At 60.0% G+C, this 13315-nt stretch carries 14 protein-coding genes; 3 read left to right on the top strand and 11 right to left on the bottom strand.

Annotated features, from left to right (window positions below):
• Positions 1-49: 49 nt before the first annotated feature.
• From A7D21_RS07690 to A7D21_RS07665, 7 genes are all read right to left on the bottom strand, one after another.
• The gene (locus tag A7D21_RS07690) at positions 50-1411 is read right to left on the bottom strand and encodes a DUF1329 domain-containing protein (RefSeq protein ID WP_047531045.1); all 1362 of its coding nucleotides are present in this window, start codon (positions 1409-1411) and stop codon (positions 50-52) included.
• Between the two features lie 27 nt (positions 1412-1438).
• Positions 1439-3106 (bottom strand): DUF1302 domain-containing protein, encoded by a 1668-nt coding sequence (locus tag A7D21_RS07685; RefSeq protein ID WP_047531047.1) that lies wholly within the window; start codon positions 3104-3106, stop codon positions 1439-1441.
• A 64-nt stretch (positions 3107-3170) separates the two neighbouring features.
• Entirely contained in the window at positions 3171-4661 is a 1491-nt protein-coding gene (locus tag A7D21_RS07680; protein WP_047531050.1) for an aldehyde dehydrogenase family protein, read from the bottom strand.
• Positions 4658-5302, bottom strand: coding sequence for a GMC family oxidoreductase (locus A7D21_RS36165; RefSeq protein WP_256556020.1), 645 nt, complete (start codon positions 5300-5302; stop codon positions 4658-4660). The genes A7D21_RS07680 and A7D21_RS36165 overlap by 4 nt, the downstream gene beginning before the upstream one ends.
• Positions 5303-5395: 93 nt before the next feature.
• Positions 5396-6301, bottom strand: coding sequence for a GMC family oxidoreductase (locus tag A7D21_RS36160; protein WP_232243801.1), 906 nt, complete (start codon positions 6299-6301; stop codon positions 5396-5398).
• 52 nt (positions 6302-6353) lie between these two features.
• Positions 6354-6620, bottom strand: coding sequence for a ferredoxin (locus A7D21_RS35745; RefSeq protein WP_224788048.1), 267 nt, complete (start codon positions 6618-6620; stop codon positions 6354-6356).
• Entirely contained in the window at positions 6559-7272 is a 714-nt protein-coding gene (locus A7D21_RS07665) for a cytochrome P450 (protein ID WP_052193594.1), read from the bottom strand. The genes A7D21_RS35745 and A7D21_RS07665 overlap by 62 nt, the downstream gene beginning before the upstream one ends.
• Positions 7273-7511: 239 nt before the next feature.
• On the opposite strand from A7D21_RS07665, the gene A7D21_RS36155 reads away from it, so the two are divergent.
• Positions 7512-7763 carry a TetR/AcrR family transcriptional regulator gene (locus tag A7D21_RS36155; RefSeq protein WP_224788047.1) on the top strand — a complete coding sequence of 84 codons (252 nt, stop codon included), beginning with the start codon at positions 7512-7514 and terminating at the stop codon, positions 7761-7763.
• A gap of 36 nt (positions 7764-7799) precedes the next feature.
• On the top strand, positions 7800-8135 hold the full coding sequence (locus A7D21_RS36150) for a TetR-like C-terminal domain-containing protein (protein WP_311775936.1): 336 nt from the start codon (positions 7800-7802) through the stop codon (positions 8133-8135).
• A 5-nt stretch (positions 8136-8140) separates the two neighbouring features.
• Here the strand turns inward: A7D21_RS36150 and A7D21_RS07655 are convergent, their stop codons facing one another.
• The gene (locus A7D21_RS07655; protein WP_069551389.1) at positions 8141-9052 is read right to left on the bottom strand and encodes a LysR family transcriptional regulator; all 912 of its coding nucleotides are present in this window, start codon (positions 9050-9052) and stop codon (positions 8141-8143) included.
• A gap of 142 nt (positions 9053-9194) precedes the next feature.
• Between A7D21_RS07655 and A7D21_RS07650 the strand changes: the two genes are divergently transcribed.
• Positions 9195-10100, top strand: a complete 906-nt coding sequence (locus A7D21_RS07650; protein ID WP_060765608.1) for an AraC family transcriptional regulator — start codon at positions 9195-9197, stop codon at positions 10098-10100.
• 60 nt (positions 10101-10160) lie between these two features.
• Here the strand turns inward: A7D21_RS07650 and A7D21_RS07645 are convergent, their stop codons facing one another.
• The 3 genes from A7D21_RS07645 to A7D21_RS07635 all read right to left on the bottom strand — a co-directional run bounded on the left by A7D21_RS07645 (position 10161) and on the right by A7D21_RS07635 (position 13262).
• Positions 10161-11087, bottom strand: a complete 927-nt coding sequence (locus A7D21_RS07645) for a zinc-binding dehydrogenase (RefSeq protein ID WP_047531056.1) — start codon at positions 11085-11087, stop codon at positions 10161-10163.
• Positions 11088-11181: 94 nt separating this feature from the next.
• On the bottom strand, positions 11182-12429 hold the full coding sequence (locus A7D21_RS07640) for an MFS transporter (protein ID WP_047531059.1): 1248 nt from the start codon (positions 12427-12429) through the stop codon (positions 11182-11184).
• 11 nt (positions 12430-12440) lie between these two features.
• A complete protein-coding gene (locus tag A7D21_RS07635; protein WP_047531060.1) occupies positions 12441-13262 on the bottom strand; it encodes an SDR family oxidoreductase in 822 nt (273 codons plus the stop codon).
• Positions 13263-13315: the final 53 nt, after the last annotated feature.

The raw sequence follows: 13315 nt of genomic DNA, 5'->3' as shown, positions 1-13315 counted from the left end.
AAAAAAAAGTGGCCCTCTCAGGCCGCAAATGCGTGTCCACTCGATGAAATCAGCGTTGGGTCTCCTGAGAAACAATCGACTCAGGTTTCATGTCGCGCTCCGATAGCGGCGCATCGTGCACCCGATACCCGCCCTTGAGGCCATCGTTGAGCAATGACCACATGCCTTTGTTGAAGTCATAACTGACGTTTTTCACCGTGTACGGCAGGTTTTTGTCGTACAGCTGCACGCCGCTCTGGAACAGCGCGCGATACAGCACCCCGCCCTGGTCCCAGGCGTCATAAAGGCCGGCACCAAAGGTGTCTTCGTCGAGGTAGTAGGTGCGCTTGCTGTAGACGTGGCGTTTGCCCGGTTTCAGAGTCGCTTCCACCACCCACACCCGGTGCAGTTCCCAGCGCTCGCAAGCCGGGTTGGCATGATGCGGCTTGAACTGTTCTTCCTGGCCGCAACTGAAGTAGAACTTGTAGGCGTTGTACGGAATGTACATCTCCTTGCGGCCCACCAGTTTGTAGTCGAAACGGTCCTGGCTACCGGAGAACATCTGCAATTCGTCGAACAGGTTCACACCGCCCTGGTTGGGCACCGGCGTGTCGTAGGCGAACTCCGGCGCCAACTTGATGCGGCGCATCCCTGGGGTGTAGCTCCAGGCACGCCGTGGCTGGCTTTGCGGGTCGAGGTAGTCGGCGAGGATGATCAGTTGCCCGGCGCTGCGAGCGGGGTAACTGTCCAGTGCCCAGGCGCGGTAGTACAACTGCGGATCGCGATCGGCCTGTTGAGTCTGGTAGTACGGCGCCTCTTCCATGGTCGCGGACTCGGCGGTCTTGGTCACCGAACCCTGGGAATCTACTACCCAACTGTTGGACGATGCCGTGGTGGTGTAACCCGTGCCCTTGTAGCGCAGTTGCTGATTCCAGATGACTTCATTGCCGTTTTGCGGCAGCGGGAACGGCAGCCCTCCTCGGCACGCCGGATCGACCGCGAGGTTGTCCTTGGTCGTGCGGCAGTTGCTGGCGTTGCGCTGCGAGGCATCGAGCAACGCTTGCGGGTACGCCGCGGTGCGGTGGGTCGGGTAAATATCCAGGTAGTAGCCGGGAAATTTACTCAGCAGCATTTTTTGCCCGCCGCTCAAGCGGTCGGCGTACTGCTCCATGTTTTTCGAGTTGATCCGCAGCAGCGGTTTTTCATCCTTGAAGGGGTCGGCCCAGAAGCCGCTGTCGGGCTTGAAGCCAGGCGGACTCTGCGTCAGGCCACCCGTGTACGGAGGAATGCTGCCATCGGCATTGCCCGCGATAATCGCACCGAATGGCGTCAGGGTTTTACCGATTTGTGCAACCTGGTCGGCCGGTGCCGCAGCCAGGCTGGCGGTGGCAATGCTCAACAGCGCCACCGCCCATGGAAATTGTCCTTTCATAAACAGGTACTCCGCTTCTTGGCTTTTTTAGATGGAGGTTTTGAAGGTAAAGGCCAGCCAGCCACGGTCGGTTCCGCCTACGGCGCCGTTACCCCCGACGGTGTCCCCGGGAATGTGCTTCGATTGGGCGTCGGTGTCGGAGTAACGCAAGCCAAATTCGTAACGCTGGGCATACGTCAGCTGCACGCCGGCAGACCAGGTCAACGCGCCTTCGTTACCACCGCCGGCGCTGGCGGCGTTGCCCGACAGGCCATAATTGACGGTCAGCGGCACGGTCATGTCCCAAGATGGAAATACCGACAGGTATTGCGGTGTGTAATTGACCGCGATGGCCGCGTAATCTCGGGTCGAACAGCCGTCGCGTTTGTCCCCTGAACCGGGCGTGCCGACTCGTGGATCGACACAGTTGCTGCTGTTCTCACCCAGGTAAAGTTCTTCGTGCTCGGTTACTTTGCGCAGGTGGCTGTAGGCGAACTCGCCGATCAGCGTGGCGTTGTTGGCGATAAAGTTACGCGGCACGCCATACACGGCGTTGGCGACGAAGTGGAACGTATCGCCACGCGGCCCTTCGTTGTCAGAAGGATCGACGCCGACCGCATTCAACGCACCGCCCTTGCGATACGAAATCTCGCTTCCGATCGACACCGTGTCGAGCACAGTCGACAAACTCAAGCCGACCAGTTTGACGCTGCGTGGGTACACCAGACGGTAGCTGCCGGTAGCGGCCGAGACTTCTGGCGCCAGCCAGGGTTGGTAGTCATCGAACTGGCGGTAATACGCGCCCAACGTCGATTGAATTGCTTCAACGTCGTACTTGGCCATCAGACCCCAGTTGGCGGAGTCGCGACCGTATTTCGATTTCTCCCGGTTAAAGGAAAAACCCGGGGCTACCGGCAAGCGGTCCGGGCCTTCGAAAAACGGGTCCGCCGCGCCGAAGTAGGTGCCGCCGTACGGGATACGGGTGTAATCCCATTCGTAGAAATACTGCGCGGCCAGGGTCAGGTTGTCGGTGGCCTGGGCCTTGACGGAAATCTGCCCGATGGGCAAGAACACTTCCTTGGTTTCGATACCGGGACTGGTCACCGCCTTGGCCCCATCAAGTGGTGCTTGCGAATAGGAAATCGCATGGGCGCCGAATAGCAATCCCTCGCCCCAGTAATTGGTATGGCGGCCGATCTTGACGTTCACCGAAGCATCGCCCAGGCGCAGGTTCTTCCAGACAAAGGCATCGAGAATTTCCCCCGACGGCCCTTCGACGTAGCGCTTCACTTCAGAGCTGTAGTGATCGTTGTCGTAGCTGGTCTGGAAGCCGGCAACATGACTGCGCACATCGTTATCGTGGTACGCCTGGTCATACCAGCCGGCAGCGCTGAGCCGCGCTCCCCAGTCCTTGCGGTAGGCAAAATCGAGTTCGGTGAGCAAGTCGATGCGGTTGGTGACGATGTCGCCCTTGTCGAACTTGCCGTCGGATTCATCGTAGTTGGGGTTGTTCATGATGCGCCGGTCCTGGTCCTCCATGCGCATCCCCAGGTTGTAGCGCAGGGTGTTGTCCCAACGCAGGTGAAAGTCCGGGTTGGACAGTTCGATCGGCGCCGCCAGCACCGCGCCACCGTAACCCAACGCCATTTCCCCGACCGCCAGCAGTACCATCGCCCGCTGGGCTCGCATGCGCCCCTGTTTACTCATCTTTTTCATGCAAACCACCTTTTGTTTTTATTGTCAGTCGTTTTGGCTGCACCCCGGCCGCAGGGCGTCATGGCTAGCGCCCGATGGGGTAAATGATGGATTTTTCCTGGGTGAACTCTTTAAGCCAGTTCGGCCCGAATTCGCGACCCAGGCCTGAACGTTTGAAGCCGCCAATCGGCGCATAAGGCAGGCTGCCGCTGCCGCCATTGATGTACACGCTGCCCGCACGAACGCGTCTGGCCAGGGCGTAGGCGGTGGCGGCATCGGCCGAGGCCACGGCAGCGTTGAGGCCAAAGCGCGAATCATTGGCGATGGCCACGGCTCCGTCATCGCTGTCGAAACCGATCACCCCCCCCACCGGCCCGAAGATTTCCTCTTGGGCAATCAGCATGTCGTTGCGCACGTCATCGAACAGGGTGATGTCGCTGAAAAAGCCCTGGCTCAGGTACGCAGGCCGCCCCCCACCACACACCAGCGTGGCCCCGGCGTCGCGGCCGCTGGCGATGAAATGCTCGACCTTGGCGCGCTGGGACTCGCGGATCAGCGGGCCCATCATCACGCTGGGGTCCGCCGGATCACCGACCTTCCACTGCCCGGAAATGGCTTTGGCGCATTGCACGAATTGCTCACGTACCGAGTGATGCACCACGAAGCGCGTAAGCAACGCACAGCCCTGCCCCGCGTTGACCGCCAGCCCGGCGACGGCCCCCAAGACGGTGGCCTGAATGTCGGCATCGGCGCGCACGATCAATGCCGATTTGCCACCCAGTTCCAGATGCACGCGCTTCAGGGTCGGCGCCGCTTGACTCATGATGCTCATGCCCACCGTTTCCGAACCGGTGAACGAGACCATGTCCACCCGCGGGTCGCTGCTCAGCAGGCTGCCCACTTCAATACCGCCGGTGACAATGTTGAGTACGCCCTTGGGCAGGCCGATTTCTTCAGCGATCTGACCGAACAACAGCGCCGAGTACGGGGTAAATGGCGAAGGCTTGAGCACCAGGGTGTTGCCGGCCAGCAAGGCTGGAAACACCTTGGCCAGATTGAGCAGAAACGAAAAGTTGTAGCCGGTGATACCGGCCACCACCCCAATCGCCTCACGCTCCACCGTGCCGCTGCCGAGGATCATCGGCCCGGTCGGGTTGAAGGGATTGGGATTGGCCTGCACCGGAATCTGCAGGCTGTCACTGTCCAGAGACTGCTCGATCGCGGTCAGCACATGGCCCAGCGGCATGTCCACCTGCATGGCGTAAGTCACGCCTTGCGAGCAACCGACTTCAGCAATGATCAGCGCGGCAAGCTGCTCCCTTTTGGCCACCAAAGCGGCGTGCATCCGCCGCATGTACCCGACTCGTTCGGCCATGCTCAACCACGGCCAAGGGCCGTTATCAAAGGCGTTGCGAGCAGCGGCAATGGCCGCGTCGGCGCTGTGCAGATCACCGCTCGGTGCATGACCGATGACCGCTTCGGTGGCCGGGTTGAGCACCGCTTCGCGCGGACCGTTGACACCCACCCACGCACCATCGATGTACAGCTTGTCCAGCTGGGTAAAGGGAACTCTCATGGTGTTGGATCTCCTGAGACTTTGCCGGTGATAATTTCTGCAGCGCGCATGGCAATGGCAATGGCCATGGCCATGGCCATGGCCATGGCTGAGGCATTGGTGTTGCCAGAAACCAGGCACGGCATCACCGAGGTGTCGACCACACGCAGCCCCTCGACGCCACGCACTCGCAGTTCGGGGTCGAGCACCGACGCGCTGTCGGCACCCATGCGACAGGTCCCCGAAACGTGATAGGCGGTCTGGCCGAAGCGGCGGAACGCGGCAAGAATTTGCGCGTCGCTTTCTACCTTCGGCCCCGGTGTCAGCTCGCCGACAATGAATGGCTTGAGCACCGGCTGTGCAGCCAGACGGCGGAACCAGCGAAACAAGGCAATCGCGGAGGTACGATCGATCTCGGCGCTCAAGTAATTGGCGTTGATCCGGGGTGGAACCGTGGCGTCCGCCGATTGAATGCGCACCTCACCCTGGCTCTGCGGACGCAGGAAATAGCCACCGATGGTCAGGCCGGGCTGCTTGTCGATTTCGACTTTGTTGCCGTCGCCGTCCATGGAATAGAGGCTGACGCCGATTTGCGCGTCCGGAAGATCCAGCTCCGGGCGCGTCTTGAAGAAACCACCGGCCTCGTGGGCGGCATGGGTCATCGGTCCCTTCTTGCGCAAAAAGTATTGGGCCACTGCACCGAGTAACCCAATCCCATGGAAGCAGTGATTGAAGCTGCCACGGGTGACCCGGTACTACATGGCCATGTACACGTGCTCACGCAGGTTGCGCCCGACCTCGGGGGCGTCGTGCAGCACACTGATACCCAGCGAGTTCAACAATGCGGCCGGGCCGATGCCAGACAGTTGCAAGAGCTTCGGCGATTCAATGGCACCGGCGCACAACAACACCTCGCGCCGCACGTCGAAGCGTCCCTTGCCGGCATTGTTGTTGACCAGCACGGCACAGGCACGGTGATTGCTGAACTCGATGCGTTGCACATCCGTGCTGGTCATAACAGTCAAGTTCGGGCGTGTACGCACCGGGTCGAGAAAGGCTTTAGCTGCGCTGAATCGCTGGCCTTTCCAAGTGGTTTGCGGCTGATAGCCAAAGCCACCCTGGGTGACCGAGTCGATATGATTAGTGTCTTCAGTACGCGCCACACCCAGCTCACCGGCCGCGTTGATGACGGCATCGCACAGGGCGTGGCCCGACGGGTGCACGGTGACTTTGAGCGGGCCACCGACTCCGCGCCATTGGCTCTTGCCCAACTGGTGGTCTTCGAGGACGACAAACTGCCGGCCCATGTCTTTCCAGCCCCAGCCCGCGCAGCCTTGCGCTTCCCAATGGTCATAGTCGGCTGGCGCTCCGCGCACATAGACCATTCCGTTGACCGAACTGGAGCCGCCGATTGTTTTGCCCTTGAGCCATTGCTCGTCGGTCATACCCTCGCCGCGTGCGGCCTTGTAGCTCCACACATGCGGATTGCCAGGGCAGAGCAGTTTGCCAATGCCACGGGGCATGGCAATCAACGGGCTGGTGTGATCCGGTCCGCTCTCGATCAGCAGCACCGAAACGGTCGAGTCGGCAGACAAGCGATTGGCCAGGATGCAGCCGGATGACCCCGCACCGATAATGATGTAGTCGTAGGTTTTGCTCATTGTGGTTCTTCTTTCGCTGGTTGCTGTAAGCCTTCCATCTCCAGGGCGGTACTCACCGGTGTTCGTCGGATGTATCGCGAACCTCGATGACCCGTTCCGGGCAGGCACGGGCACCGCGTTTTGCCAGCCCCTCTTGCCCAATCGGCACACTGAAGCCGCTGCTGGCGATGTAGCCGTTGTCATCGAGTGGATAGAGCGCGGGCGCGACGTTGTTGCAGCGGGCATGACCTACGCAGTCGGAGTTGATGCCGAGCATTTCATCGTCCGTCAGCGGCCGACCGTCGATCTGACTGTTCAGCAGATAGCTGGTAGAAGTCATCACCGGGATCGGCACGACGCTCGGCGATGTGGTTGCGGATCCAGGCGGTGATCGCCCCCGCGTTGTCGGTCACCGTTTGCAGGTCGACGCTTTTGATCAGCGTCTGCGTCCAGTGCTGGAACAATGGCCGGTCTTCCAGCGGCCAGCCCATCAGGGTCAAGAAGATCAACGTGGGAAACGGTTTGGCGAACGCTTCGTTGAAATCGCAACGACCGTCGGCTTGCACCTCGTCAATCAGCTGGTTGGCCAACTGGCGAATGTTCTGCTCCAGCGCGTCAACCTTTTTCGGTGTGAACAGCGGGTTGAGCAATGCGCGATATTTGGCGTGTTCAGGTGGAACGATTTCCAGTGGCGCCAGGCGCCAGCTTTCCCCGAGCAACATCGCGTAGGGTGTCAAGCCGACACTGCTGAAGGTCTGAGGGTCTTGCAAAATGCGCCGCAGGTCCTCGGCACGCCGAGGTACCCAAGTGCCGGGTAAAAAGCCCAGACGTGGAATCCAGAAAATCGGTGGGGTCGTCTGGTGCAGTTCGGCGGCCCAGGTGTAAGCATTTTCACCCTGGGCGGTGAGCTCTGCCCATAGATCGAAATCGCGGACAAGGTGCTTGGGAATGTGCGCAGGAACAGGTGCAGGCGTTTCAGGAGCGTTATTCATTATTGTTCTCCAGGTCTCTATCGGACTGGAGAAACGGTAAGGCCGCAGGAACAAAGCCACAACGAACAGAAGCGCAAATCTGTACGGCACAAACGGAATTAATTAACACTTTCACTTAAAATGTTCTAAAACCAACCCTACTGGTGCAAAACATCCTCTGTCATTGTGTGCTGATCACCGCCGAGAAGCTCTTGTACCCGCCGTCATGAAACCAATAAAAAGCGCTGCCGAGGTTCAGAATGTCTCACCTTGCTTCCGTGCAAACAGCCGATAAAAATCACGCCAGTCAACGCCACGCCTTGCGTTCCCAACGCACCCGGGAATTGTTGCTGGACCACATGTATCGCCTGGCGCTGGAGAAGGGCTACGAGGGAATTACGGTCCAGCAAATACTGGACAGTACAGGGGTCGCGCGCTCCACCTTCTACGCGCACTTTCGCGACAAGGAGGACCTGATCGTCGCCGGGTACGAAGCCATTGGCGTTCCCTAGACCAAGGTCACCGAAGTCGATGGCGACCGCCGTGTCCTGCTGGATGTTTCGGCCTGGCTGTTCAGCGCCACCGAACGTCATGCGGCACTGACGACGGCGTTCTTCAGCGGCCCGGGACAGAACGTGATTCTCGCGCACCTGGAAAACATCTTGATCATCCAGGTCCGGGAACACTACCGGAAACAGGGTCTGTACCAAATCGATCAACTGCGTGGCGAGGCCGCCGTGCGCTGTTTCGTCGGTGCCTTGGTGGGGCTGTGGTTGTGGTGGGTGCGCCACGACTATCCGAACCCGGCGCGGGAAATGACCGAAACCTTCGACAGCTTGATGAACAACGGCACCTGGCCGCCTGACAACAGCGTGCGCCAGTAGCGGGATCAAGAGGCGCAGGCCATGATCAGAAACTGCCGGAATGCCTGGGCCGGCGCCGACAAACAGTTATCTGGCAGCCAGATCAGCCCCAGTTCCATAGGTGGAATCACGTCCACCAACGGGCGGATTTCAATCTTTTTGCCTTCCAGGGACCAGGCCCGGTAGAGCATGTCCGAGAGAATGGTCACACCGAAACCATGCCCCACCAGCCCGCGCAACGCCTCCATGGAAGAGGTGCGAAAAGCCACCTTGGGTGCCAGTCCGCGGGATTCCCAATAGCGCATGGTGGAGGTCTCCCCCTCATCGACCGTGGCCAGGATGTAGGCATGCTCGGCGACGTCTTCGAGATTGATCGATGTGGCAGACATCAATGGGTGCTGACTTGCCAGCCAGAGTTGGCGGCGCGAACGAATCAGCACATGGTGAGCAAAACCGTGCAAGTTAGGCGTGTTGGAGACAATCGCCAGGCCCAAGTCGAGGTCGCCATTGCTCAGGGCTGCTTCAATGCTCTGGCGGTCCATGTCGATCAGGTCGATCTCTACCTGAGGGTAGCTACGTTTGAAGCGTGCCAGCAGCGCTGGCAGAAAGTAGCCGAGCACCGTGTAGGAGGCACCCACACGCACGGTTCCTTGCATGGCGTGGCCGAGAAACAGCGGTTCACTGAGAGCGTCCAGCAGCGTGTCGAGAATGTGCCGCGCATGCTGGGAAAACTTGTTGCCTTCAGCGGTCAGCGCCACGCCATGGGGCAAGCGGTCGAACAAGCTGACGCCCATGGACTGTTCCAGATGCAACACCGCCGCAGTAATCGCCGACTGCGATACATGCGCCTTCAGCGCCGCCTGGGAAAACTGGCCGGCGTCGGCGGCGGCAACGAAATAGCGAAGTTGACGCATGGAAATATCTTTGCCTTTCGTCATCTGATTTTCTGATACCTGCCGCCTGAATATATGAAACAGCTCGGTCTACGGGCTGGTTACACTCGAGACCGGGTAGCTGCCCTGACGTATCGTTATCCTTCGAATTTCAGCGCCAATAATAAAAATGGCTGAAGGTTGAAAAATGAACGCGATCCACTACAGCGAGTACGACTGTGAAGCGTCAGGTAATTTCCTGACAGAAGCTTCATTGGCCAGGCAAGGCTTCGACATCCGGGTTGAACACGCGCAATGGTCCAACACTGGCACTGCCTTGATAGAAACCGGCGACAGTTGCCTGTTGCGCTTGATGCTACCTGCCAGCTCGCAGATCAAGCCTAACTGCGGCGGTTTTTCCAGCCACGGTGCGCCCCAATTCCAACCCCTGGGCAAGCTATTGTTCATTCCCCACGGCACCGAGTTCCACCTGCGTCACGATGCCGGAGAGCAAAAGGCCCTTGTGTGTCTATTCGACCCCTCCTCACTCGGCGTCCTGGGCAGCTATCGCTGGAACTGGCAGGACAACGTCAGCGCAGCCATGCTCAATCTGCAAAGCGGCTACTTGCACGCCTCGTTGCAACGGCTGGCCGAAGAAGTGGCCAACCCCGGCTTCGCCAGCGAACTGCACACCGAGTGCCTGCTCACCAGCATTGCCCTGGACCTGCGCCGCGAATTTATCGACGCGCCCGACGAAGCGAGCAGTGATTCACTCAACGCTGAAAAACTCAGCCCCCGGCAACTCAACATCCTGCGTGAACTGCTCGACAGCGCCAGTGACGAAGGCCGCTCTCTGGGTCATCTGGCGCGGGCCTGCGAGCTGCCGTTGCGGACCCTGTCCAGTCGCTGCAAAAACACCACCGGCATGACCTTGCGCCAGTACGCGGCGCAAACTCGCTTGCAAAAAGCCGTGGCGTTATTGGCTGACCCACGATTGCTGATCAAACAGGTGGCCTATCAGGCTGGCTTCAACAACGCCGCCGCTTTCAGTGCCGCATTCCGTAAAGAGCTCGGTGTCACACCCGAGGAATTTCGCCACCAGCGCCAGCGCTGACACTGAACCTGTGGCGAGGGAGCTTGCTCCCTCGCCACAGGTCGATCAGCGATACAGGCCTTAACGACGAATCGTGGCGGTAATTTTGGCGTGCGGCCCATTGACCTGCGCGGCCCAGGCTTGCGCCGCCTGATCGAGTGTGAAATCCAGGTAATCCACCTGAATCTGCTGCTCTTTGGCGATCTTCAGCAGACGCAGCCAGATCTGTTCACGGTCTGCGGGCGGACGCTGGCCAGTGCCGATGCACGACAAGTTGCGAAACAACAGATCGGCAATATCCAGATTGAGCTGACGACCGGCCCCCGTGCCAATGGTCATGATCCGGGCACCCCAATTGGTCGCTTTCAGGGACGTCAACATCGGTTGACCGCACACGAGATCGAGCACCACATCAAATCCACCATCGGCCGCGTCTTTGAGCGCAGCGACATCATCGCTGCCACCCAAGGTCACCACTTCATCGGCAAGACCTCGCGATTTCAACCGGCCCAGCGCTTCACCGGACCGCGCAGCACCGACCACCTTGCCCGCACCCAGACCGCGCGCCAGTTGCAGGGCGATCTGACCCAGAGTGCCGGTGGCGCCCAGGATCAGCACCTTCTCACCCTTCTGAATCGCGGCTTTTTCCAGGGGCACGATGGCGCCGGTCGCGGCGATGCCCATGCTGATCGCGGTTTTATCGTCCACGTCGTCTGGCACATTCCATACTTCGGCTTGCGGCACCAGGGTACGCTCTGCCCACGCACCAAACGGCAACACCGAGCGCTCGCCGAAATACACCCGGCGGCCATCCGGCGCACGGCCAACGCCTTCGCCGCGAATGACACAGGGATATTCAACACCCAGACGGTAGGCGCCGAGTACATCCCAGCCCCCAAGGCCAGCGGTATCGACATCGATCAGCACCGAGCCGTCTTGCGGCTGCGGATCACGAAACTCGCCCACTACCGGCGGCGCATTGCGCTCGGAAATGATTGCTGCACGCATGGCATTCTCCTTGTTTGTTTTATTGTCAGGCTGCACTTGAAGTAATAATTGAACATTAATCTATTATTTGTCCATATTTACTTCGGCAGCCTACTCAATTGGCCGCCAACGGCTCGGACTGATATCGCGGATACCCACCCAACGTCAGGAGTAGCAAGGGGCCGACCACAAAGCAGATAAAACTGAACAGCAGCATGGCCGAGTAGCCACCGGTGAGCTTGAACAGCCCGGCGAACAGTAACGGCGAGATCGCCGCACCTGCGGTAATCAAGCCCAGGTGCGCGCCGAACAAACGGCCGTAGTCGCGCATGCCGAAGTAACGGGCAATGAGGAAGGCAGCGATATCGAACTCGGCGCCGGCACCCACGCCTACCAACAACGTGGCGAGGGTGTACATCGCAATACTGGAATCCCCATAGGCAAAAATGCCGCAGGCAAATGCCGGCATCAGCAGCGCCACAGAGGCAACACCGGGCGCCCACAACCGGTCAATCAGGTAACCCACCAGCAGCCTGCCAAGAATCAGCGACACGCCGAAGCTGGCGAAAATCTGGCTGGCCTGAAGGGCGCTCAGTCCACGGTCCTGCAGCAACGGCACGATGTTGGTGACCATGCCCACCACACACGACACCACCAACGTCATCGACAGGTTGCACACCCAGAACCGCCATGAGCGCAGCGCCTCGCGCAGTAGCAGCCCACCGGTTTGTTCACTGGCGGCGGGGCGTTGCGCCGAGTGGGCGCTGACATCGGCAGTCGGCAACAACCAGCGTAAGGCCAACGGCAACGCCAGCAGTACCGGCAACACGCCCAGCGCGAGGAATCCCGCCTGCCAATTCCACCGGCTGATCGTCCAGGCGGTGATCAACGGCAGCATGATGGCCGCCAGTCCGGAGCCACTGAGGATGATCGCCAGCGCCAGACCACGGTTGTCCTCGAACCACAAGTTCACCAGGTGCGACCAGGTCACCTGCAACGTACCCAGCCCGGCTAGCGGCACCAGGAAAAAGCCAAGGTAGAGGGTCCAGATCGAGCCATTGATACAGGTCAGGGTGAAGACACTCAGGGACAACGCCAGCAGCGACAGCAACGTGACCCGGCGCAAGCCGTAGCGCAAGTTGAGCCAGCCGGCCAATTGCGACGCGACGATGGTGCCCAGCGACAATGCGGTGATTGCCGCCTGCAACTCCGCCCTGCCCCATCCCATGGCCTGTTCCAGCGGAATCACCATGGAGCTGAAGCTGTACAGCAGCAACGAGCTGGAACTGGTGGCGACGCCGACCAGCGCCAGAATCAATACTCGCCAACCGAGCTTGAATTCTGCGTTATCAAAGCCTTTCATGGTGTGTGACCTCAGTCGTTGCCGATAAACACAGCCGCTTCCGCGCTCTTGCTCAGCACATGAGCACGGCGTGCCGGGCCAGGTGCATTCGCGACTTGGGCAAGGGTGTCTTCGGGGTGAATCAGCGTTGGGCCATTACTCAGTTGCTCAAGCGCCAGAAGCGCCAGGTCTTCAGCCTTGGGCAAGGTCATGGTCAGGGCGTCGGCAATGTTCAGTTTGACCATGGCATCGCGCATGGTGGGTGTGTCGACGGTGCCGATGAGCAGGTTGAGCACATCGACGCCAAGGTCTTTCCACTCCGCCCATAACGATTCGCCGAGGTTCAGGGCAAAGCCCTTGGTTGCGGTGTACATCGCCAGTTTGCGAATTCCCCCCAAGGCTGCCTGGGAACCGACCAACAGCAAGCCGCCCTGCCCGCGCTCCAGCATCGCAGCGCCAAAGGCGTGGCTGCATTGCATCACGGTCAAGCAATTGAGGCGCAGCAAGGCGCCCCAGTCCTCGGCCGAGGTATCGAGAAAGCGTGTGATGTAAGGATCGCCACCCGCGTTGTAGATAAAAAGACCAACTTGCCGATCACCGACAGCTGCGAGCAAACGCTCACAGGCATCGGGTTGAGAAAGGTCCTGGATCACCACCAGCACTTCGATGGCGTAACGTTGCTCCAATTCGCCTTTCAATTGCGCCAGGGTGCCGCCACGGCGCGCCACCAGCACGCAGTTGAGGCCACGCTCGGCGAGGGTACGGGCAAACGCCGCGCCCACTCCATGGGAGCCACCGGCAATCACCGCCCACGGACCATAGCGATGCAGAAAGGCATCATCAGAAACAGACATAAGCACTCCGAAAACGAAGGCCCGGCGACCAGCCACCGGGCGAGAAAGGTTTC

Origin of the sequence: Pseudomonas sp. AP19 (assembly GCF_001728855.1) — a bacterium.
GTDB classification, from domain to species: domain Bacteria; phylum Pseudomonadota; class Gammaproteobacteria; order Pseudomonadales; family Pseudomonadaceae; genus Aquipseudomonas; species Aquipseudomonas fluorescens.
This window is presented reverse-complemented; position numbering and strand designations above follow the sequence as displayed.

What these genes read in the sequence shown, in the direction of transcription:
- A7D21_RS07690 (WP_047531045.1), bottom strand. Translation starts at nt 1,411, where the DNA reads ATGAAAGGACAATTTCCATGGGCGGTGGCGCTGTTGAGCATTGCCACC.
- A7D21_RS07685 (WP_047531047.1), bottom strand. Translation starts at nt 3,106, where the DNA reads ATGAAAAAGATGAGTAAACAGGGGCGCATGCGAGCCCAGCGGGCGATG.
- A7D21_RS07680 (WP_047531050.1), bottom strand. Translation starts at nt 4,661, where the DNA reads ATGAGAGTTCCCTTTACCCAGCTGGACAAGCTGTACATCGATGGTGCG.
- A7D21_RS36165 (WP_256556020.1), bottom strand. Translation starts at nt 5,302, where the DNA reads ATGACCCATGCCGCCCACGAGGCCGGTGGTTTCTTCAAGACGCGCCCG.
- A7D21_RS36160 (WP_232243801.1), bottom strand. Translation starts at nt 6,301, where the DNA reads ATGAGCAAAACCTACGACTACATCATTATCGGTGCGGGGTCATCCGGC.
- A7D21_RS35745 (WP_224788048.1), bottom strand. Translation starts at nt 6,620, where the DNA reads ATGACTTCTACCAGCTATCTGCTGAACAGTCAGATCGACGGTCGGCCG.
- A7D21_RS07665 (WP_052193594.1), bottom strand. Translation starts at nt 7,272, where the DNA reads ATGAATAACGCTCCTGAAACGCCTGCACCTGTTCCTGCGCACATTCCC.
- A7D21_RS36155 (WP_224788047.1), top strand. Translation starts at nt 7,512, where the DNA reads ATGTCTCACCTTGCTTCCGTGCAAACAGCCGATAAAAATCACGCCAGT.
- A7D21_RS07655 (WP_069551389.1), bottom strand. Translation starts at nt 9,052, where the DNA reads ATGACGAAAGGCAAAGATATTTCCATGCGTCAACTTCGCTATTTCGTT.
- A7D21_RS07650 (WP_060765608.1), top strand. Translation starts at nt 9,195, where the DNA reads ATGAACGCGATCCACTACAGCGAGTACGACTGTGAAGCGTCAGGTAAT.
- A7D21_RS07645 (WP_047531056.1), bottom strand. Translation starts at nt 11,087, where the DNA reads ATGCGTGCAGCAATCATTTCCGAGCGCAATGCGCCGCCGGTAGTGGGC.
- A7D21_RS07640 (WP_047531059.1), bottom strand. Translation starts at nt 12,429, where the DNA reads ATGAAAGGCTTTGATAACGCAGAATTCAAGCTCGGTTGGCGAGTATTG.
- A7D21_RS07635 (WP_047531060.1), bottom strand. Translation starts at nt 13,262, where the DNA reads ATGTCTGTTTCTGATGATGCCTTTCTGCATCGCTATGGTCCGTGGGCG.